We start from the raw sequence: 20228 nt of genomic DNA on the forward strand, positions 1-20228 counted from the left end.
TCGCGGAGACTGGTTTTAGGGTCGCTTCGCACCCCAACGGGGGCAAGCCCCCTCGCCACACAAGCCCCCTCCCACAGGTTTTAACGCAACGCTGTACAGAACGCCCGAATCGCCTCGCAGGCCTGGCGCAATGACGCGTCATCCAGCGCATAGGCAATACGAAAGTAGGGGCCAAGGCCGAACGCACTGCCATGCACCACCGCCACATCAGCTTCGTCGAGCAGCGCGTGGGCGACATCTTCGTCGGTGTGCAGCACTCGACCGGCCGGCGAGGTGCGGCCGATCAACCCTGCACAAGAGGCGAACGCGTAGAACGCGCCCGCCGGGCTCACGCATTCCAGCCCTGGAGTGTCATTCAGCAACGCCACCATCAAATCGCGCCGGCCCTGGAAAGCGACACGGCTTTGGCGGATGAAGTCTTTCGGCCCTTCTAACGCGGCGAGTGCGGCTTGCTGCGAGACAGAGCTCGCGCCCGAGGTCTGCTGGCCCTGCAGTTTTTCCATGGCCTCCAGCAACCAGCGCGGCCCGGTGGCAAAACCGATGCGCCAACCGGTCATGGCGTAGGCCTTGGAGACACCGTTCATGGTCAGGGTTCGCGGCGCCAGTCGTGGCTCCACCTGGGCCAGGGTGTAGAACGCTTGATCGTCGAAGATCAGGTGTTCATAGATGTCATCGGCCAGAATCAGCACGTGGGGATGATCCAGCAACACAGCCGCCAGGGCACGAAGTTCCACCTCGCTGTACACCGCGCCGGTCGGATTGGACGGTGAGTTGAGAATCAACCAACGGGTCTGCGGGGTGATCGCGGCGGCCAGCGCTGCGGGTGTCAGTTTGAAACCCATACCGGCATCGCAGGTGACGATCCGCGCTTCACCGCCGCACAGTTGCACCATCTCCGGGTAACTGACCCAGTACGGCGCCGGCACGATGACCTGGTCACCCTCGTTGAGGGTCGCGGCCAGGGCGTTGTAGATCACTTGTTTGCCACCGTTGCAAACCAGCGTGTCTTGCCAGCTCACGTCCAGACCATTTTCACGGCGGAACTTGGCCGCCACCGCTTCACGCAGTGAGCGCACACCGGCGACCTGGGTGTAGCGGGTATGGCCGTGCTCGATGGCATGAATAGCCGCCTCGCGCACATGTTTGGGGGTGTCGAAATCGGGCTCGCCGGCACACAGCGAAATGATCTTCGCCCCTTGTGCCCGACGCTCCGCCACCCGGTCCATGATCCGATAAGTCGCCGAGGGTTGTGCGCTGGCCAGGCGCTGATTCAGCCGTTGGATATCGACGCTCATGCGCGGGATCTCCACTCAGTCAGGTTCATCAGTTCCAGGGTCGAGCGGCCTTCGGTCAGCGCCTGCATCATCTGCGCTTCCTTGTTCGCCCGCGCTTCGCCTTCGGCGAGGGTACGTGCTGCATCGGCCTTGGGAATGATGATCACGCCGTCGTCGTCAGCCACCACCAGATCGCCCTGTGCCACGAAAGCACCATTGAAATTGAACGGTTGTCCCACTGAGGGGGCGCTGGCCTTGACCGTACCTTTCACCGAAATGCCACGGGCAAATACCGGAAACTGGCGTTTCTTCAGCGCGGCGATATCGCGTACGCCACCATCGATGACCAAGCCGACCACGCCCGCCGCTTCGGCTGCCACGGTGAGCACCTCGCCCCAGTAACCGGCGATGAAACCACCCGTGCCCACGACCAGTACGCTGCCACGGGGCACGCGTTCCATCGCCAGATGCAGGGCCAGGTTGTCACCCGGCGAACACTCCAGCGGATAGGCGGGGGCAGCGATGAAGGCGCCGTCCCAGATCGGCCGGATCGCACTGTCGACCGCGCAGGGCAGATGGGACGCTTCATACAGTGTCGAGCTGCCCAGTACTTTTGCCCGCGCGCGAAAATCCAGGGGGAAGGGGAGCGTGGTCATCAGACTTTCCTCTGAAGGTTGTGGTAACCCAGGGCGGCCCGGGCTTCTTTAAGGGTTTTACCTTGGGTGATCAGGGCGCGAATATCGGCTTCGACTGATTCGATCTGACGGGCACACGCCGCCACTTCAGCGGCACGGGCGCGAGGCACGATCACCACACCATTGGCGTCGGCGACCACGATGTCACGGGAGCAGACCCTCGCCGTGCCGATGGACACCGGCTGGTTGACCGACTGTACTTGCACGCGGTCTTTGCCGGTGCGCATGAAGCGGCCTTTGCTGAAGATCGGGTAGCCATCTCCCAACGCCTTGTTCACATCACGGCACACCCCGTCGATGACCGTTGCGGCGATCTGTCGAGAGCCCGCGTACTGGGTCATGATGTCGCCCCAAACGGTGCAGTCGGTGCGGCCGCCATTGTCGATCACCACCACGTCGCCAGGCGCGACGTCTTCGATGAAATCACCCACCGTGCCCGGCGGGACACTGGCCGAAACGTATTGCACGGTGAACGCTGGCCCGACGATGACCTTGCGATAATTGTCCAGCGGCGCCACGCCGAGGCATTGACCGGGCAGGCCGAGCTTGTCCAGGGCATCGGAGACGCCAGGAGTGTCGAGGCCTTCAAACAAGGCGACCAGGGTTTGATCTTCAAGATTCATCAGGCGTGCTCCACGCGGATCGCTTCGAACTGGGTGTCATGCATCACCTCGGCCACCGAGCGACCGCTGCGCACGGCCTCGACCATGCCGTCCTGGCGGCGGGCGATGCGCTCACCGAGGTCGATGACCTTTTCGATATAGGTTTGGGGGACGAACACGGTTCCGCAGGTATCGGCAATGACATAGTCATCCTCGCTGACGTCGACACCGGCGACTTTGATCGTCACTGCCGCATCGACCTGCACCACGCGGTTGCGCGCACTGATCATGGTGACCCCACGGCCATAAACCGGGTAACCAATCGCTTCGCTGCCGTCGATGTCGCGGCTGAAACCGTCGATCACCGTGCCGCGTACGTGCTTGCCCGCCGCCGCGTTGGCGAGGATGTCGCCCCAGCAGGAAATACCTTCGATGCCGCCGGCGATCACCAGCACACGATCGTCGCTGTCGATTTGTTCAACCACCGGGGTAATCAGGTGCACGGTGGGCACGGTGTCGGACTTGGGCGCCAGCAATACGGTACTGGCGCGGCCAACGATCTTCGGGCAGTTCCACAGCGGGCGTAGCCCCACGGTGGCGCCTGGCAGGCCGAGGAAGTCGAGCGCGTCGGAAACCGTGTTGGTATCCAGCGCCGCCAAGCGATCCAGCAAACTCTTATTGATCATGGGAAAGCCCCAGTGGTGACGGAGGCGCCCAGTGTCAGCGAGACAATTTGATAGGTATATTACTAATCACAGAAGCGTTACATACGTTAAACCTATGGATTAGCCATGATCAATTTCCGTCTGATTCGTCACCTCTGGTTGTTCCTGGCCGTCGCCGAAGAACAGAATTTCGGCCGCGCCGCCAAACGCCTGGGAATGTCCCAGCCGCCGCTGAGCGAGCAGATTCAAGTGCTGGAGCAGGCACTCAAGGTCAAGCTGTTCGAGCGCTCGCGGCGTGGCGCGAAGCTGACTCCGGTGGGGGCGGCGATCCTGCCAGCAGTGCGCAAATTCGCCGAGCAACTGGAGCGCTTGGAACTGGCCGTGGAAGAGGCGGTGGCGGGGCAGTCAGGGATGTTGACCGTCGGCGCGATTTCCACGGCGATGTTCGATGTGTTGCCCGGGCTGATCGAGCAACTGAAGATTGATTACCCGCACCTCAGCGTGTCCGTGCGGGAAATCGACAGCGTCGAAGCCGTGCCCGCACTGGAAGCCGGGGACATCGACCTGGCCTTCGCCCGTCTGGATGGTGATCTGGGGGCTTCGATCAAGTCGCTGCCGCTGACCGAGGATCGTCTGGTCGTGGCCCTGCCCAGCGATCATCCATTGGCTGCGCGCAAGCGCATCAGCCTGTCGAGCCTGGCCACCGAGCCCTTGGTGATGTTTTCCCGAAAGGTCAGCCCGGTGTACTTCGACAATCTGATCGCAACCTGCCGCGCCAGTGGTTTTTCCCCGCGCGTGTTGCATGAAGTGCGCTCCGTCGCTTCGCAAATCGCTTTCGTCAGTTGTGGGCAAGGCATCGCTTTGGTGCCGGCGTCGCTGAAAAAACTGGCCCCCGACAATGTGGTGTTGCGACCACTGAGCCAGCCGCTCAATGTGGTAACGACAGCGGTGGCCTGGAACGCCGATCGGCCCAATCCGCTGGTGGAGGAGGTGGTCGCCCGGCTCCGAAAGAGAGTTTGATAGGTTTGACCTATGACGGTATTCCCGAATGAGGAATTTACAGAAGGCCCGATCCCCGCGAGATTGACGACTTTGCTGCGGGCGGCAAAGTCGGCCCGGCGGTCACCTTTTCGCTCAAGGAATTCATCACGTGTCCAAACCCGAAACCTTCACTCAAGCGCACATTCCACTGACGGTGGAGGGCGTCCAGCTGAACATCGCTACCCTTCACCGAGACGGTGTACTGGCGCCGATTGTGTTCCTGCATGGGTTTGGCTCGACCAAGGAAGACTATGCCGACATCGTGCAGCAGGCCGCCTTCGCCGGTCATCCTTTCGTCGCTTATGACGCACCGGGTTGCGGCGAAAGCCAGTGCAGCGACCTTTCGCGGATTTCCATCCCTTTTCTGCTGAGGACCGCGTTGCAGGTGCTGGAGCATTTCGGTATCGAACGCTTTCATCTGGTCGGCCATTCCATGGGTGGGCTGACCGCACTGATGCTGGCCCATCAATGCCCGGACCGGGTGCTCAGCTTCGTCGACATCGAGGGCAACATCGCTCCGGAGGACTGCTTCCTCAGCCGGCAGATCGTCGATTATCCGGCGGACGATCCCGAGGTGTTTTTCGCCGCCTTCATCGAACGCGCCCGGCACGCGCCGGCTTGTGCCAGTGCGCTTTATTCCGCGAGCTTGCGCCACAAGGTGCGTGCTGGAGCGGTGCGCGGGATTTTCGAGTCGATGGTCGATCTCTCCGACAACGCCGACTTGATGGGCAAGTTCCTCGGCCTGCCATGCCCGCGCATGTTCATGTACGGCGTACAGAACGCTTCATTGTCCTATCTGCCACATATCCAGGCCCAAGGCGTGCGGTTGGCGCCGATCGCGCAGTGCGGGCATTTCCCCATGTATTCCAACCCGATCGCGATGTGGCAGCAGATCGCCGATTTTCAGGCGAACGGCCATCGCGGATGAGTCCGGCACGAGATGCACAGCACCGTTGTGAACTATTCTTTTCAAGTGGCCCCTGCAATGCCTCATTCAAGGAATTGATATAAATCAACGCTTAAGAGGCTTTAATGGCGGAGTCTGGGCCTGATGCTGGATTCTCGAGCCGGCGTCGAGGATCAACCTGTCTGGAGTCAGATCATGAGCCAGTATCAACGGTTATTACTGATCATCAACCCGCTCCTGCGCCATTCTCCTGCGATAAACCATGGCGCCGCCCTGGCCAAGGCCAGCGGGGCGAGCTTGCACATTGCCGGCCTGATTCCCTCGTTGGACATTCTGTCGCTGCTCGAAGAAGGCGACCGCAAAATGGCCCGGGCGACCTACCTGCAGGAGCACCGTGACTGGCTCGAGGAGCAGGCGGCAAAGATGCAAGGCCGGGGGATCGAGGTGACAACCGAAGTCGCATGGGCTGACAACATGCGCCAGGACATCCTTGACCACGTCAAGCAAATGCAGCCCGATCTGTTGATCAAGCAAGTGCAGCATGAGCCGGTGCTCAAGCGCGCGTTCTTCACGCCGCTGGATTGGCGTTTGTTGCGCCATTGTCCGGTCCCGGTTTATCTGGTAGGGGGTGAATGCCATGCCTTGCCGCAGAAGGTAGTGGCCGCGGTTGACGTGTCAGACACCGAGCCTTCGAACAGTGAACTCAATGACCGGATCATCCTGCAGGCGTCGAGTCTTGCGCTGCAGTGCAACGCCGAGCTGCATCTGTTGTACGCGTGTGACATTTCGGCAGCTTTTCTGGCGGATCTGAGCGGCGGTCTGACGCTCTCGGAGCTGACCAGGGATTTGCGCAACGACCTGGAAGCGTCATTTCTCAAGCTGGCCGCCCGATTCGGTGTACCCCCTGAGTGTCGACATTTCATCGTGGGGCAACCTGTCTCGGTACTGAGTGAATTCACCCACGTGCATCAAGTGGATGTGATCGTGATGGGCAGGGCTCAATACCGTGGCCTGGAGCGGCTGCTTGGCAGCACAACGGAACATATCCTGTACCAGGTGCCTTGCAGCATTCTGGCGGTCTAGGGGCGGGCACCCTTATCGGGATCCCGCCCCAGGGAGGTTTTCAAATGACTAGTCCTTCATTGCAAACCATCTTGCATGACCGGGTTGATGCCGGCCGAGGCCTGGTGGAGCCGCTGCTTAAATACGCGAAAAGAGCCGACGTCATCGTCCTTGCCTTGCCCCGGGGCGGCGTTCCGGTTGCTTATGAAGTGGCCACGGCCCTGGAGGTTCGCCTGGACCTGATGCTGGTGCGCAAGTTGGGAGTACCGACCCACCAGGAGTTCGCCATGGGCGCGATTGCCAGTGGCGGGATACAAATCGTTAATGAAGATGCGCTGCGGGCTAATGGTATTGATCAACGTACATTCGATGGCGTGGTTGCAAAGGAAACGCAGGAATTGTTGCGTCGCGAGCGGGTGTACCGGGCATCGCGCGCACCTGTGGCGCTCAAGGATCAGGTGGTGATTCTGATCGATGATGGCCTGGCGACAGGGGCGACGATGATGGCCGCGATACAGGCTGTGCGCCTGCAAACACCGTCTCGCATCGTCGTTGCCGTGCCGGTGGCCCCCCTTGAAACGGCAGAGGCGTTGCGCGACGAAGTGGACGAGCTGATCTGCCCGCTGATCCCTGATTGGCTGATTTCGATTGGCCATTGGTACACGGATTTTTCGCAGACATCGGACGAAGAAGTCATCGATCTTTTGCATCGGGCGTGGCAGAGAGAGTCCGGCTCGGGCGACTCATTTCAGAACGGTTCCGGTATTTGAGCCGTTGCCTGGCGTGGAATAAACCACGTCAGGCCTTCAAGTAATCCTGACGTTCACGAATTGCCACGGATCGGATTCATCGGTCTGCTCGGGCATCAGTGAGTGACGTCCGGTAAGGGGCGTCCAGTCGGAATAAATGCCTTCTACATTGCCAAGGTAAGGCATGCAGATCTGCAGAATCTCCCTGAAGGGCAATTCATCCGGCTCGACTATGCCGCGTTGCGGATTGCGAATAGCCCAGATCACGCCGGCCAGCACTCCCGCCGTCACTTGCAGGCTGGTGGCGCTGTTATAGGGGCATAGAGCCCGGGCTTGCTGGATCGATAAGCGCGAGCCATACCAATAACTGTTCCTGGCATGCCCCATCAGCAGCACGCCGAGTTCGTCACTGCCGCCGAGGATTTCGTCATCGAGCAGACGCTGGCCGCTCTGCGGTTTCCAGTTGCGCTCGGCGAGTTCGTGCACCGAGAGCAACGCATCATCACAGGGCCGATAAGCGTAGTGGACGGTTGGCCGGTAAGTCGGCTGCCTTCCCCCCTGGCCAAGGGTCAGGTAGTCGGCAATCGACAGGGCTTCGTTGTGAGTCACGAGCAGCCCATGGGTTGGCCCCGTCGAGGGTGTCCAGGTTCGAACCGGCGTGGAGGCGCCGGGGCGTTGCAGATAGATCCCGGCCTGGCACCCGAAGGCGTGGTAATAGCCATCCTCGGGCAGCGCTTTCTCATGGCTGCCCCAACCCAACTCCGCCGGTTGGCTGCCTTCACTGATGAAACCGTCCACAGACCAGGTGTTGACGAACTCATCGGCGATTTTGTGTTGCGATGAATACTGCGAATCGCGTTCGGCGATATGGATGCAGCGGATATTCAGTCGACTGGCCAGTTGCGCCCATTCTTCGCGAGTAGCGGGCGGGGGCGTTGTGTCACCCAAATTCTCTGCGAGGTTGACCAGTGCCTGCTTGACCAGGTGGGACACCAGACCGGGATTGGCCCTGTGGGTCAAAATGGCGGTGGGCATGCCTTGCGCACCTTCACCCCGAAGCCGGAGTGCCGCTTCCCTCAATGCATAGTTGGATCTTTCGGACAGGGATTTGTCGGGGTCGGTATAACCGCCTTCCCACGGTTCGATACAGGTGTCCAGATACAACACGCCTTTACGCTGGGCGAACTGAATCAGGGACAGGCTGGACACCCCTACGGAGAGGTTGAGCAGAAAGTCGCCAGCGTTCAAAAGAGGGTCCAGCACCTTCTCGTAATTATTCTGGTCCAGTTGCTCGGCTTGGTGGGTGACGCCAAATTCCTGCACGAGCAAGCGTCCATCTTCATCGGGACTGAGGATCAGCAGTCGCTGCGGCTCAAGCTCAAGATGGCGCAACAGCAGCGGGAGTACGCCTTTTCCGATACAGCCAGAGCCGATCATCACCAACCTGGCATTAAAGGGCTGAATGACATGCTCAAGGTCGGACATCGATTGCCTCCACCGCCTGACAGCGCGCTCGCCGCGAATGACCTGTCGATAACCACGACGCTCTCAACTAGAGACTGCAACGCTGACTTAAAACTCAAAAAACTTTCGGACACCTTCAAGGTGGATCTCCTGCACCCATCGAGACCGAAAAAAACTCATGAGAATGAGGCGAACTGCTGGCCCCCCGATGTCCGTTTGGTTGTCAAACTTGCTTTCTTTTCAGAAGGTTAGGCATTGGCGATATGCGGACTTTGGTTTGGATGGCTGCAACGTTTTTCCTGGTGACTCTCTCGCTTGAGGCCCAGGCAAAGGACCTGAGTAAAAACAGTCGTTTCGTCTGCAGCTGGGGCTCGGACATAGCTGCCGGCGCACAGGCGTCGAAGCTTTCCGGGCTCACGCTTTACGGGGCACGCAAGAAACTGCAAGCGCAAAAATTCCCCCGGCCGTGGATGCGCATGACAGCCATGGGGATCACGGAGCAAACCTACAACAGTCCCTCGCGCCTCAAGCCGTCCGGCATCAAGCAAACGTATTACGAGCAATGCATCAACCATGAACTGGCGCAACGGTAGCCTGGAGGAGGGCTAATGTAGGAGCTGCCGCAGGTTGCGATCTTTTGACTTTGGCGTTTGTTCAGGGAATGAGTCGTCTATTGGAAAAGATCAAAGGATCGCAGCCTTCGGCAGCTCCTACGAGGGTTCCCTCGCAACATACGCCGACAGTTCACAATCCCCATCCCTCTTTCACAGCCTTTCGAATCCCTTCCAGCAACATCGCAAACGCCGGGTTGTCATTGTTCTCGCGCCAGATCAAATGCAGCTCGCTCTGCACGCCTTCCCACAGATCGATATCGCGAAACACCACGTTCTTGAACACAACGCTGGTGGCGCAGCGCGGCACTAGCGCCAGGCCCATTCCGGCGTTGACCAGGGCCAGGATGGTCAGGGATGAGCCGAGCCATTGCACATATTCCGGGGCGACGCGGGCCGAGCGGAGCATGCCGGTCAGCAGTTCGTTGAACGGCGGGTAAGCCGCATGGGAGTACATGAGGAAGGGTTGTGCGTCCAGGTCTTTGACAGACACGGTTTCGGCGCTGGCCAGCCGATGGTTGTGGGGGACGGCCAATACAAAGGGTTCACGCACCAGGCATTCGGTGGCGTAGCCCGGCTCCAGCAACGGCGCGCGGACGATGCCCAGATCGATCCGGCGGGCGCGGAGGGCTTCGTGTTGCTGGTAGGTGTTCATTTCCGACAGATCGATTTTGACCTGAGGCTGTTTGAGCCGCGCTTCAGCGATGACCTTGGGCAGGAACTCGTAAACGGCGCTGCCGACGAAGCTGATGTTGACCGTACCGATGTCCCCTTCGGCGAAACGCCGGGCGGTCACGGCGGCTTGCTGAGCGCGCTCCAGCAGGTTCTGCGCTTCGATGAAGAAGGCCCGGCCGGCGGCGGTCAAGGCGACGCTACGCGTGCTGCGGGTGAACAACTCGACGCCGAGGTGATGCTCCAACAATTGGATCTGCCGACTGAGGGGCGGTTGAGTCATGTTCAACCGTTCGGCGGCCCGGCGGAAGTTGAGTTCGGTGGCGACGGTTGTAAAGCAGCGCAATTGCGTCAGTTCGAACATTGATCTAATCCAGGTATCAATCGAGTGCCAAGTTAGATTAGACGGGATCAATAGGCCCGTCCATGATCGGCTTTCCCCTAAAAAAACAATGAACGGGAGTCGCCCCTTGAATAACCATCAGAGTCCGCCGGACCCGACAGTCCTTGCCCGAGCAGCGGCCAAGGTCAAACGTCATGTGCTGCCGCTGTTCGTGGTGATGTTCATCGTCAACTACATCGACCGGGTCAACATCGGCTTCGTGCGCAGCCACCTGGAAACCGACCTGGGCATTGGCGCCGCGGCCTATGGCTTGGGTGCCGGGCTGTTTTTCATCGGTTACGCGATCTTCGAAGTGCCTTCCAATATGTTGCTGCAACGCTACGGTGCCCGCGCCTGGTTGACGCGCATTATGTTCACCTGGGGCGCGGCGGCGATGGCCATGGCCTTTGTGCGCGGCGAAACGAGTTTCTATGTGCTGCGCTTCATTCTTGGCGCCGCCGAGGCGGGGTTTTTCCCCGGCATCATTTACTACTTCACCCAATGGCTGCCATCGACCGAACGGGGCAAGGCCATGGCGATCTTCCTCAGCGGTTCGGCCATTGCCTCGGTGATTTCCGGTCCGGTGTCCGGCGCGCTGCTGCACGTCAGCGGTTTCAGCCTGCACGGTTGGCAGTGGATGTTCCTGATTGAAGGCTTTGCCTCCATCGTGCTCTGTGGGTTTGTCTGGTTCTGGCTGCAATCCCATCCACGTCAGGCGAATTGGCTTAGCGCCGAAGAAAGGGATGCACTGGTCAGCGCCATTGCCCAGGAACAGCAGGCTCGCGAAGCCATGCAGACGGTCAAACCGTCGATGTTCAAATTGCTCGCCGATCGGCAGATAGCTCTGTTCTGCTTTATCTACTTTTCCATCGCCCTGACGATTTATGGCGCCACGTTCTGGCTGCCCAGCATGATCAAGAAAATGGGCAACCTGGGCGACTTCCAGGTCGGCCTGTTCAACTCGATCCCGTGGATCATTTCCATTCTGGCGATGTATGGCTTCGCCGCCATGGCCAGCAAATGGAAATACCAGCAGGCCTGGGTGGCCGTGACGCTGGTGATTGCCGCATTTGGCATGTTCATGTCGACCACCGGCGGGCCGATCTTCGCCTTCGTCGCCATCTGTTTTGCGGCCATTGGTTTCAAGGCGGCTTCAGCATTGTTCTGGCCGATTCCCCAAGGCTATCTGGATGCGCGCATTGCCGCGGCGGTGATCGCGCTGATCAACTCCATCGGTAATCTCGGCGGTTTCGTCGCGCCGACTGCGTTCGGTTTCCTGGAGCAGACCACCGGTTCCATCGAAGGCGGTTTGTACGGCCTGGCGGCCACTTCTCTGGTGGCGGCCGTGGTGATCTTTTTTGCCCGCACTGCACCGCGTGGCGACCCGCGCCGCTCGCTCACCGGTAAACCGGTCGACGTCGCAGCAGCAAAAAATCCTGTCAGTCATCAAGCCTTGAATACCGAGCCAAAGGGAGCTGCCTCTTGAAAATCAAACGCGTCACCGTCACCCCCATCGCCTTCCGTGATCCGCCGCTGCTCAATGCCAGTGGCATTCACGAACCCTTCGCGCTGCGCTCGATCATCGAGATCGAGAGCGACAATGGCTACATCGGCCTGGGCGAAAGCTACGGGGACGCCCCGGCGTTGGCGATTCAACAGCAATTGCAAAGTCAGCTGATCGGTCTCGACCCGTTCAACCTCAACCAGTTACGCGCCATCGTGCAGGCCACCGTGGCGGCAAACAAAACCCAGAGCATCGCCGGTGCAGAACTGGCGCCTGGCTCTCACGCCAGCAAAGCGGTAAGCAACGCGTATTCGGCGTTCGAAGTGGCGTTTCTCGATCTACAGGCGCATTCCCTGAACGTGCCATTGGTGGACCTGCTGGGCGGGGCGATTCGTGATGAGGTGCCGTTCAGCGCCTATCTGTTCTTCAAGTACGCGCAACACATCGATTCCCCCTACAAACCGGATAGCTGGGGCGAGGCGTTGAGTGAAGAGCAGATCGTCGCCCAGGCCCGGCGCATGATCGAAGCCTATGGCTTCAAGAGCATCAAACTCAAGGCCGGCGCACTGCCGCCGGAGCATGAAGTGTCGTGCATCAAAGCGCTGAAAAAGGCCTTTCCCGGCTACCCGCTGCGCATCGACCCGAACGGCAACTGGTCGCTGGAAACCTCGATTCGCATGGCCGAACTGCTGGGCGATGACCTGCAGTATTACGAAGACCCGACACCAGGCCTCGACGGCATGGCCGAACTGCACAAACGCACCGGTCTGCCTCTGGCGACTAATATGGTGGTCACTGACTTTGATGAGTTCCGCCGCAGCGTAGCCCTGAACAGCGTGCAGATCGTGCTCGCCGACCATCATTACTGGGGTGGCCTGCGCGACACCCAGGCGCTGGCGAAAATGTGCGACACCTTCGGCCTTGGCGTGTCCATGCATTCCAATTCGCACTTGGGCATCAGCCTGATGGCCATGGCGCATGTCGCCGCTTCGGTGCCGAACCTCGATTACGCCTGTGACACCCATTACCCCTGGCAGGAACCGGACGAGGAGGTGATCAAGGGCGGTAAGTTGCCCATCGTCGATGGCTGCGTGAAAATCACCCGTGCACCAGGGTTAGGCCTTGAACTGGATCACGATCAATTGGGCAAACTGCATGATCAATACCTGACCTGCGGCATTCGTCAGCGCGATGACGTGAAGCAGATGCAGCGTTACAAGCCGGAGTGGAAGACGATCAAGCCGCGTTTTTGATCGCGCATTCCCGCAAAAACCGGCAACTGTCCCTTCGCGCTTCGAACCGACTGGCATCAGGCGCGAAGGCAGTCAGAGCCGCTCATGTGTTATCCGGCGCCAGAAACCGTTGCTCGATGGCATCCGCAAACGGGTACAACGAAAACCAGGGCCTGGCTTCGTCGATCACCCGCTGAAATGACGGTCTCTGTACCAACCGGTCGAAATAAGCGCTCAAGTTCCGGTAGTCGTCGGGGAACGGCACGAGCGTGCTGGCATAGAAAAGTGCCGGGGCGGCGGCGCAATCGGCCATGCTGAACTGCGGGCTGGCCACCCAGATTCTGGACGCCATCCGGCATTCGAGCATGCCGTACGCCGTTTCCAGCGTGGACCGCTCCCTGGTCAAATCACCGTTGGTCGCGTGTAGCCGATCACTGACAATCTGTTGCATCGGCACTTGTACATAATGGTCGAAGAAACGATCCCATAACCGCACCTCCAGCGCGCTATCCCAATCATCTGGAACCAGTCTGTGCTTGCCCGGATACCGTCGATCCAGGTACTCGATGATGATGCTGGACTCCGGCAGATTCCGCTGGTGGGTATGGTCGCGAATAATCGGGAATTTTCCGATTGGCCACAATGCCTGAAGTTCTGCGCTGTCGGCAGCGTCCCCGAGATCGATGATCCTTCTCTCGAATTCGGTGCCGTTTTCGTAGAGCGCGATGAGTACTTTGTGGCAGAACGACGCCAGCGGATGGTAGTAAAGCGTCAGCGACATCTTTCAACTCCTCATTTGAGGTGAGGGGGCGAGAGCCCTGGAACGGATGAAGGTGGGGGCAATGAATAATCATAGGCGGATGTTGGCGATGCGTCAGGGCCGCCACTTTCAGGCGTGCGTACTTGCACACGGGAAAATCCCTGCTTTACTCTGAACCGCTGGTCGGTTCGTGACTTATTGGTCATGGCGTTCATCTCAGCGCCCTTGTACCGTTGTCGCTGGTTCGTGCTGTCAGGCTTGCCCGGAGGAAGCCGGATAGTCAATTGCGCTGTGTGTGTTGATCCAATTTGTTCAAGGAAGAGAGTGACATGACGCTGAAAACTGCGATCGTCGAGATTGGTAAGAAGTACAAGGTTTATACCGAGCATTATCTCAACGCTACAGCCGACAAGACCATCATTCTGGTCAATGGCTCGCTGGCAACGACTGCATCCTTTGCCCAAACGGTGCGCTACCTGCGGCCACGCTTCAACGTAGTCCTCTACGATCAGCCCTACGCCGGTCAATCGAAACAACACAACCTGCATGACCAACCGATCCGCAAGGAAGACGAGGCCGCAATCCTGTTGGAGTTGATCGAGCACTTTCGCGCGCAGCATGTGATGTCCTTTTCCTGGGGCGGGGCGGCGACCTTGCTGGCGCTGGCGCAGCATCCGCGGCGAATCGAAAAGGCAGTGATCAGTTCATTCGCCGCACGAATCAACACGCCGATGCGCGATTACCTGGAGAGCGGGCGGGATTTTCTCCAGGCGTGCGATCGGCGCAATGTCGGGCGCTTGATCAACAGCACCATCGGCAAGCACCTGCCGTCGCTGTTCAAGCGTTTCAATGAGCGCCATGTCAGCAGCCTGGACGAACACGAATACCGGCAGATGCATTTTCACGTCAATGAGGTGCTGACCCAGGACACTCACTGCTACGTTTCCTGTGCCGATGCCATCGAAGTGCCGCTGCTGTTTATCAACGGCGAACGGGATGAGTACACCTCGGTGGAAGACGCCCGTCTGTTCGCAACTCATTCCCGTCAGGCGCAGTTTCAGACCATCAAGAACGCCGGGCACTTCCTCGATATGGAACACCCGACGGCCTGGAATGACACCCAGCAGGCTTTGCTGGGCTTTCTGCAACCGGTCGCCAAAATACCGAGCCAGCCCCGTGATCTGGCTTTCGGTAGTAAAGCGTCAGTGATTCCGCCCCTTCAGTCAGCTAACTGGGTGCGGCTTTAACTGACGCAGCAACTCGATCTGATCTGCCGGGACCAGGGTGCGCAGGGCTTTATACAGCGCCCGGGTTTCAAGCAGGTTCCAGACGCGCAGCATGGTTTCGAGGGCGTCCAGTGGCTTGCTGATGAAGTCTTTGGCGCCCAGGGCCAGCGCACGCAGCCGGGTATCGCGGGTGGCGTCGGCGGTGAGCACGAGGATCGGCAGGTATTCGCCGGTCGGGATGCGCCGGTTGAGTTGTTCCAGTACGGCAAAGCCGTCGAACTCCGGCATGTGCAGGTCGAGAATCACCAGGTCAGGCTCGAAGCTGTTGAACAGGTCCAGGGTTCGCAGCGGCTGGGTACTGCTCAGTACATTGCTCAGCCCTTCGCGGACAAGCAACTGCTCCATCAAATCGAGGTTGGGCCGTTGGTCGTCGATGATCAGAATGCGCAGGTCGGTGTTCACACGGGCTCCGGTAGATGCTGGTCAAGATGGGCGAGGAATGAAGGGATGTTAATCGGCTTGGTCAGCACCGCCGTCGCTCCCGCCTCCAGCAACGCCAGATGAGTGAGGTCGCTGGCATCGGCGGTGATCATCAGCACTGGAATGGCACGGGTGATGGAAGACTGGCGCAAGCGTTGCAGAACATTGAACCCATCCAGATCCGGCAGCGCCACGTCGAGCAAAATCAGTTGCGGCGCATGTTGACGGGCCAGGTCCAGGCCCATTTGCCCCTGCATGCTTGAGAGCAATTGGATGTGCGGTCGCCGTTGCAGCAGGGTTTCGATCAGGGCCAGGCTCGAGAGATTGTCTTCGATGCACAGCACTTTGCCCTGGTAATCGGGAGCGGCGAGGGCGGCCGTGACCGTTGGGTGGCTGATTCGTGCAACCGCTGGCTCGGTGACTGGCTGCAGGCGCACGAAGGGCAACTCCAGGGTGAAGCTTGCGCCTGCACCGGGCTGGCTTTTGACAGTCAGGCTGCCGTTCATCATTTCCAGCAGACTCTTGCTCAAGGCCAGGCCCAGGCCGGTGCCTTCCACGTTCGGATCGGTCTCCAGACGCTCGAACGGCTTGAACAGTTGCTCCAGTCGATCGGCCGCAATGCCCTTGCCGGTATCGCAGACCGACACGGCAATGCGCTGTTGATCAACCCTGACTTCGATGTGCACCTGGCCCTGGGGCCGATTGTATTTGATCGCGTTGGATAACAAGTTCAGCAGCACCTGAACCAGGCGTTGCCGATCGGCGACGATCCCGCTGTCGGCGGCCAGCATCGGCAAATCGACCAATTGGATGCCGGCGTCGCAGGCCATGGGGGAAACCAGCGTCAGGGCTTCTTGCAGCACCACCGCCAAGGGCACGGCTTCAACATTCAGTGGCAGGCGCCCGGCTTCGATCTTGGCGATGTCCAGCACCTCGTTGATCAGGGTCAACAGGTGTTGTCCGGCCCGCAGGATGTGACCAATTTGCGCTCGCTGGCCCTTGGGCGAGTCCATGTCCAGCAGTTGCGCGAAGCCGAGAATGGAGTTGAGCGGGGTACGCAATTCGTGGCTCATGCGCGACAGGAATTCGCTTTTGGCGCGGCTGGCGCGTTCGGCTTCCTCGCGTGCGGTGCTCAGGGCTATCTCGGCCACGCGGCGATCAGTGATGTCGCGGGTGATCTTGGAAAATCCGCGCAGGGCGCCACTGCTGTCGTATTGCGCGGTAATCACTACGCTGGCCCAGAAGCGGCTGCCATCCTTGCGGCAACGCCAGGCCTCTTCCATGTAATGACCGTCGCGAGTGGCCTCGCGCAGCGCCATGTCGGGATGCTGCGGGCATTCTTGCGACAGATAAAACACCGAGAAATGCTGACCAACGATTTCCTGTTCGGTGTAGCCCTTGATCCGTTCGGCGCCCGCATTCCAACTGGTGACGAAGCCCTGTGTGTCGAGGGCGAAAATACCGTAGTCCTTCACGCCGTCGATGATCAGCCGCAAGCGCTCTTCGTTATCGCGCAGCGCGCGTTCACGTTCGGCCAGCAACAGCCCGGCTTCGACCAGGCGCGTGCCCAATTGACCAATCTCATCGTTCTCCGGCGGCTGCGGCAGTAACGGCTGACCGAGTGCCAGACGTTGTGCGTTGCCCTGGACCTGTTTGACCCGGGCGACGATGCCCTTGGACAGGAACAGCACCGCCACAATGGCGCCGAACAGCCCGCAGGCGGCAGCCAGCAGGGTGGAGAACAACAAACGTTGTCGAGTGGAGGCGGCGGCAGCGGTGCGCTCGGCCAATAGCGTGTCTTCGAGGGTACGCATGGCGCTGATGCGTTCGCGCAGTTCGTCGAGGATGTGCTTGTTGTTGATCAGGATGGTGGTCATCGACTCAGGTGTGGCGTTGCGATCATCGAGCAGTTCAACCAGGCCCTCGACCTTGGTGTCGATCAACGGGGTGATCGCCTCCAGATGTTTGCGCACCCGCTCATCACGAACGTTGCTGTCGAGCCGCTGCAAGGCTGATTCGATCAAGGGCTTGGCTTGCCGATAACCTGGCAGGAAATCCTCGCGACGAGTCAGCAGATAGCCGCGCACGCTGGCGGCGGCCTCGGCGAGCAGGGTGTGTACGGCCTGAATATCGCCTTGCACCAGCAGCACGCGGCGCACGTCCTCTTCGGCGCGTGCGGTCTGGCGCTCGGTGATGTAGATCAGCACCAGCGAGAGCAACAGGATTACCAGTGGCAGGGAGATCACCACGAGGGCTTTGCCACGTAACGGCAGATCGGCCCAGCGTCGAGCGTTTGAAACCTTCATGACTGGGTCACCAGACCCAGGGCGATGCCACGGACGGCAGCCTGGGTTCGGTCGGCGGCGCCGAGTTTGCCGATGACCCGTTCCACGTGGGCCTTGGCCGTCCCTGTGGTGATGCCGAGTTGTTCGCCGATTTCACGGTTGCTCATACCGTTGGCCACCAGTCCCAGCACCTGGCGTTCCCGTGGGGTCAAGGTATCCGGGGCGGCACCGCTGGCATTGCGCTCGGTCATGCGCCGCAGCAGGCGGGCGCTGACCGCGCTATTGAGTGCCTCCTCACCCGCAGCGACGCGTTGCAGGGCGTTGATCACTTCATCGCGGCTGGCGTCTTTGAGCAGGTAGCCCACGGCACCGGCATTCATCGCTGCTTCCAGGTGATCCGGGCTGTCGTCCATGGTGAAGATCACCACTTTCAGGGCCGGCAGGCGCTGCTGAAGAATCCGCGCTGCGCCCAGCCCGTTGAGCACGGGCATGCGAATGTCGAGGATGACGATGTCGGGCAGCAGGCGCTCGCACGCATCCACCGCTTCCTGGCCATCGCGGGCCTGGCCGACCACTTCGAATTGCGGATGGCCGGCCAGCAGCGCGACGAAACCGGTTCGGGTGACCTCATGATCGTCCGCCAGAACCAGACGTAAAACTTCAGTCATTGAGCTGTTCCATTGAGGTCGGAGGGTACGGTGGCGCGCAGTTGCGTCCCGCCGTGGAAATGGCTGACGCAAGTGAAATCGCCGCCCAGCAGGCTCGCGCGCTCCTGCATCGCGGCGAGCCCCAAGTGCCGGGCGCCGCAGGTGTCGAGCCGTTGTTCCATGGCAAAGCCCTTGCCGTTATCGTCGACCCGCAGCGAGGCTTGTCCTTCGTGCAGCTCCAGCGCCAGGACGACGTGGCTGGCCTGCGCATGTTTGAGGATGTTGTTGATGCCTTCCTGGGCAATCCGGAACAGGGCGATTTCCACCTGGCTGGGCAAGCGTGCTTCGCAACGCGTGCTCCAGTTCACTTTGATCCCGGCGTCGCGCAGGCGATCCGCTTCTTTGTCGACCGCCTTCAGCAAGCCAAAGTCGTCGAGCACCGTCGGGCGCAGGCCGCTGATCAATTGCCGGCCTTCGCCGACACAATGCTGGGCCAGCGCAAGAATCGTTTGTAAGTCTGCGCCGAGTTCGTCGGGCAGTGGCGGGCAGCGACCGGCAAAACCTTGCAGACGCTGATGCAACCCGGCGAGGGTTTGCGCCAGGCCGTCGTGCAGGTCGTAAGCCATGCGTTTGCGTTCGTCTTCCTGTGCCCTGAACAATCGATGCACCAGGTCGGACATGGTGCGTTCGCGCGCGACCAGTGCATCCAGCAACCGCTGGTTTTCCAGGTGCGCGGCCAGCAGGGTGGCAAGCAATTGCAGGGATTCGAGGTCCTCGGTGTCCGGTGCACCGATGCTGACGCTGTTGGCCAGCACCAACGCACCGAAGGCCGCACCATCGCCGCCGCGCAACGGCACCCGCAGCACATTGGGCAGGACCGCGCTCGGCTGCTCCTGCCATTGCGGGGTGCGCATCGCGGTATCGGCGAGGTGTTCGAGGCTGCATAACCGATCACGGCTGCCGTGACTGGCGGTGGTCCTGACCTGCGCATCCACGTCCCATTCCAGCAATAGCGCGTGGTCCATCGCGAGGAAGGCACAGGCCCGTTGCAGCACCCGTTGACGCATGGCTTCGGGGGCCAGTTGCGTCAGCTCCTGGCCGGTATCCACCAGCAACCGCAACCGCGCGGCGCGACTTTGCGATTGCCGATACTGGGTGCGAATGGCAAGGGCGCTACCGGGGTCATGATCAGTGTTTTGCATGGGCGGGGTCCGGCGGGCACGCCCGTTCGGGCTGGGGCGTTATTAAACCTTGTTACCGGGGCAGGGCGCTATCTGCCGAATGGCATAGGCAAATAGCTCCGGTTGGCCGATGGCGGGCAGCGTTCCGAGCGGCACAGTGTGCCCATCGACCACCATTGGAATCGCGCAATGAAATTCAAGACCTCAGCCATCGCCCTGTTTTTTGCCCTGACCGCCCCGTTGGCCCAAGCGTTGGAGGCAGTGCCTTACGTTTACAGCAGCGTGGCCGAACAGCCCGCTAATGTGAAGGATCGCGAAATCGCCGGATTGTTCGACCAGTGGAACAGCGCGCTGAAGAGCGGCAATGTGCAGAGCGTGGTCGACCTGTACGCGCCGAACGCGGTGTTGCAGCCGACGGTTTCCAACAAGGTGCGCACCACGCCGGCACAGATCAAGGACTACTTCGATCACTTCATGGCGCTCAAGCCGGTTGGCCAGATCAACTACCGTGAGATCCGCCCATTGGGCACCAACGTGGCCATGGACAGTGGCGTCTACACCTTTACCCTGACCGAAGCCGATGGCAAGACCCGTCAGGTGCAGGCGCGCTACACCTTCGTTTATGAGCAGGTTGGCGGTCAGTGGAAGATTCTCAACCATCACTCTTCGGCAATGCCGCAAGCGCAGGTGCTGCACGCCGGGAAATAACTACGTCTTCGAGTAACCCGCTTTTCGTAGGAGCCAGGCTTGCCGGCGAAGGCGATCTGAAGGACGCCTTCGCCGGCAAGC

At 60.3% G+C, this 20228-nt stretch carries 20 protein-coding genes; 9 read left to right on the forward strand and 11 right to left on the reverse strand.

Annotated features, from left to right (window positions below; genetic code table 11):
• Nucleotides 1–80: 80 nt before the first annotated feature.
• The 4 genes from PMI30_RS06390 to PMI30_RS06375 are packed head-to-tail and all read right to left on the reverse strand — an operon-like array spanning nt 81 to nt 3257.
• A complete protein-coding gene (locus PMI30_RS06390) occupies nt 81–1295 on the reverse strand; it encodes a pyridoxal phosphate-dependent aminotransferase (protein WP_008013000.1) in 1215 nt (404 codons plus the stop codon).
• Nucleotides 1292–1930 carry an RraA family protein gene (locus tag PMI30_RS06385; RefSeq protein WP_008013002.1) on the reverse strand — a complete coding sequence of 213 codons (639 nt, stop codon included), beginning with the start codon at nt 1928–1930 and terminating at the stop codon, nt 1292–1294. Before PMI30_RS06385 ends, PMI30_RS06390 begins: the two co-directional genes overlap by 4 nt.
• Complete coding sequence (locus PMI30_RS06380) at nt 1930–2592, reverse strand: RraA family protein (protein WP_008013004.1); 663 nt, start codon at nt 2590–2592, stop codon at nt 1930–1932. The genes PMI30_RS06385 and PMI30_RS06380 overlap by 1 nt, the downstream gene beginning before the upstream one ends.
• Nucleotides 2592–3257, reverse strand: coding sequence for an RraA family protein (locus PMI30_RS06375; protein ID WP_008013007.1), 666 nt, complete (start codon nt 3255–3257; stop codon nt 2592–2594). The genes PMI30_RS06380 and PMI30_RS06375 overlap by 1 nt, the downstream gene beginning before the upstream one ends.
• Before the next feature lie 105 nt (nt 3258–3362).
• Between PMI30_RS06375 and PMI30_RS06370 the strand changes: the two genes are divergently transcribed.
• From PMI30_RS06370 to PMI30_RS06355, 4 genes are all read left to right on the forward strand, one after another.
• Complete coding sequence (locus tag PMI30_RS06370; RefSeq protein WP_008013009.1) at nt 3363–4256, forward strand: LysR family transcriptional regulator; 894 nt, start codon at nt 3363–3365, stop codon at nt 4254–4256.
• 130 nt (nt 4257–4386) lie between these two features.
• Nucleotides 4387–5205 carry an alpha/beta fold hydrolase gene (locus PMI30_RS06365; RefSeq protein ID WP_008013012.1) on the forward strand — a complete coding sequence of 273 codons (819 nt, stop codon included), beginning with the start codon at nt 4387–4389 and terminating at the stop codon, nt 5203–5205.
• A 174-nt stretch (nt 5206–5379) separates the two neighbouring features.
• Complete coding sequence (locus tag PMI30_RS06360; RefSeq protein WP_032835979.1) at nt 5380–6267, forward strand: universal stress protein; 888 nt, start codon at nt 5380–5382, stop codon at nt 6265–6267.
• A 44-nt stretch (nt 6268–6311) separates the two neighbouring features.
• Nucleotides 6312–7016: a phosphoribosyltransferase gene (locus tag PMI30_RS06355; protein ID WP_008013016.1), complete on the forward strand. Its 705-nt coding sequence runs from the start codon at nt 6312–6314 to the stop codon at nt 7014–7016.
• A 36-nt stretch (nt 7017–7052) separates the two neighbouring features.
• Here PMI30_RS06355 and PMI30_RS06350 read toward each other — a convergent pair whose 3' ends face one another.
• Nucleotides 7053–8480 (reverse strand): homospermidine synthase, encoded by a 1428-nt coding sequence (locus PMI30_RS06350; RefSeq protein WP_008013018.1) that lies wholly within the window; start codon nt 8478–8480, stop codon nt 7053–7055.
• Between the two features lie 242 nt (nt 8481–8722).
• On the opposite strand from PMI30_RS06350, the gene PMI30_RS06345 reads away from it, so the two are divergent.
• Nucleotides 8723–9052 (forward strand): hypothetical protein, encoded by a 330-nt coding sequence (locus tag PMI30_RS06345; protein WP_008013020.1) that lies wholly within the window; start codon nt 8723–8725, stop codon nt 9050–9052.
• 151 nt (nt 9053–9203) lie between these two features.
• Here PMI30_RS06345 and PMI30_RS06340 read toward each other — a convergent pair whose 3' ends face one another.
• Nucleotides 9204–10106 carry a LysR substrate-binding domain-containing protein gene (locus PMI30_RS06340; protein ID WP_008013022.1) on the reverse strand — a complete coding sequence of 301 codons (903 nt, stop codon included), beginning with the start codon at nt 10104–10106 and terminating at the stop codon, nt 9204–9206.
• Between the two features lie 106 nt (nt 10107–10212).
• Between PMI30_RS06340 and PMI30_RS06335 the strand changes: the two genes are divergently transcribed.
• Both PMI30_RS06335 and PMI30_RS06330 read left to right on the forward strand, forming a co-directional pair.
• Entirely contained in the window at nt 10213–11610 is a 1398-nt protein-coding gene (locus PMI30_RS06335) for an MFS transporter (RefSeq protein WP_008013024.1), read from the forward strand.
• A complete protein-coding gene (locus PMI30_RS06330; protein WP_008013026.1) occupies nt 11607–12881 on the forward strand; it encodes a glucarate dehydratase family protein in 1275 nt (424 codons plus the stop codon). The genes PMI30_RS06335 and PMI30_RS06330 overlap by 4 nt, the downstream gene beginning before the upstream one ends.
• An 82-nt stretch (nt 12882–12963) precedes the next feature.
• Here the strand turns inward: PMI30_RS06330 and PMI30_RS06325 are convergent, their stop codons facing one another.
• Complete coding sequence (locus PMI30_RS06325) at nt 12964–13641, reverse strand: glutathione S-transferase family protein (RefSeq protein WP_008013028.1); 678 nt, start codon at nt 13639–13641, stop codon at nt 12964–12966.
• A 308-nt stretch (nt 13642–13949) separates the two neighbouring features.
• Between PMI30_RS06325 and PMI30_RS06320 the strand changes: the two genes are divergently transcribed.
• Nucleotides 13950–14867: an alpha/beta fold hydrolase gene (locus tag PMI30_RS06320; RefSeq protein WP_008013031.1), complete on the forward strand. Its 918-nt coding sequence runs from the start codon at nt 13950–13952 to the stop codon at nt 14865–14867.
• Here the strand turns inward: PMI30_RS06320 and PMI30_RS06315 are convergent.
• The 4 genes from PMI30_RS06315 to PMI30_RS06300 are packed head-to-tail and all read right to left on the reverse strand — an operon-like array spanning nt 14844 to nt 19460.
• A complete protein-coding gene (locus PMI30_RS06315; RefSeq protein WP_008013033.1) occupies nt 14844–15308 on the reverse strand; it encodes a response regulator in 465 nt (154 codons plus the stop codon). The two genes, PMI30_RS06320 and PMI30_RS06315, sit on opposite strands and share 24 nt — an antisense overlap.
• On the reverse strand, nt 15305–17632 hold the full coding sequence (locus tag PMI30_RS06310; RefSeq protein WP_008013034.1) for an ATP-binding protein: 2328 nt from the start codon (nt 17630–17632) through the stop codon (nt 15305–15307). The genes PMI30_RS06315 and PMI30_RS06310 overlap by 4 nt, the downstream gene beginning before the upstream one ends.
• Nucleotides 17629–18279 carry a response regulator gene (locus tag PMI30_RS06305; protein ID WP_008013035.1) on the reverse strand — a complete coding sequence of 217 codons (651 nt, stop codon included), beginning with the start codon at nt 18277–18279 and terminating at the stop codon, nt 17629–17631. The genes PMI30_RS06310 and PMI30_RS06305 overlap by 4 nt, the downstream gene beginning before the upstream one ends.
• A complete protein-coding gene (locus tag PMI30_RS06300) occupies nt 18276–19460 on the reverse strand; it encodes a sensor histidine kinase (RefSeq protein ID WP_008013036.1) in 1185 nt (394 codons plus the stop codon). The genes PMI30_RS06305 and PMI30_RS06300 overlap by 4 nt, the downstream gene beginning before the upstream one ends.
• A 168-nt stretch (nt 19461–19628) precedes the next feature.
• On the opposite strand from PMI30_RS06300, the gene PMI30_RS06295 reads away from it, so the two are divergent.
• Nucleotides 19629–20147 (forward strand): SgcJ/EcaC family oxidoreductase, encoded by a 519-nt coding sequence (locus PMI30_RS06295; protein ID WP_008013037.1) that lies wholly within the window; start codon nt 19629–19631, stop codon nt 20145–20147.
• The last annotated feature ends 81 nt before the right edge of the window (nt 20148–20228 follow it).

Source organism: Pseudomonas sp. GM50, from assembly GCF_000282375.1.
In the GTDB taxonomy this organism is placed as follows: domain Bacteria; phylum Pseudomonadota; class Gammaproteobacteria; order Pseudomonadales; family Pseudomonadaceae; genus Aquipseudomonas.